This window comes from Catellatospora sp. KI3 (genome assembly GCF_029948125.1).
Lineage (GTDB): Bacteria > Actinomycetota > Actinomycetes > Mycobacteriales > Micromonosporaceae > Catellatospora.
In genome coordinates, this window is the sequence record NZ_JASAMB010000073.1 from 1 (window position 1) to 775 (window position 775).

Here is a 775-nt window from a genome sequence, read left to right on the forward strand (position 1 = left end):
GGCGCTGGTGTCCACGGTGGCGGCCTGGGCGCCGCTGGTGCCGAGTACGACGGCTCCGACGGCGGCCAGGGCCGTGACCAGGACGGTGATCAGCGCGGCGCGCCAGGGTCGGGCCGGCGGCGCGGTGCGCGCGATGATGGCGGTGCCCGTCAAGGCAGCCTCCTTTGGGACGGCCGGGTGGGGCCCGGCTGCGGATGTCCGGACGCGGCAGCGGTCAGGGCCGGTGCACGCGACGGGGCGGCGCCGGTGCGCGGGCGGGTGGCCCGCGCACCGGCGTTACTGCTGCGGTGAGAGCGTGTCTGCGGGGTCAGCGGCGGACGAGTTGCCACTGCTGGTTGTTGCCGGCCCAGTCGTCGTACTGGACGATGTTGGCGCCGTCGGCGGTGGAGGCGCCCTGGACTTCCAGGACCTTGCCGCTGTTGCGGTTGATCAGCCGCAGGTAGCTGCCGCTCCACACGACGCGCCACTGCTGGTTGGTGCCGTTGAGGTCGGTCCACTGGACGACGGCGCCGCCGTTGGCGGTGGAGAAGTTGGAGACGTCGAGGACCTTGCCGGAGTGGCGGGACCGGATGCGGTAGTAGCCGCCGCCGGAGTCGACGAACTGCCACTGCTGGTTGTCGGCGGTGCCGGCGGTCCACTGCGTGATGCGGCCGCCGTCGGCTGTCGAGAAGTTGTACACGTCCAGGGCCTTGCCGCTGTTGCGGTTGACCAGCGTGTACCAGGCGCTGGTGTCGATCGAGGTCGACGACGACGGCGCGGGGCTGGACGGGGTCGT

The 775-nt window shown here is 72.3% G+C and carries 1 protein-coding gene; it reads right to left on the minus strand.

The window, feature by feature from the left end; genetic code table 11:
* Positions 1 to 307 precede the first annotated feature (307 nt).
* Positions 308 to 775, minus strand: a 468-nt coding sequence (locus tag QEZ54_RS36240) for an RICIN domain-containing protein (protein ID WP_281309313.1), incomplete at its 5' end; no start/stop codon positions are given.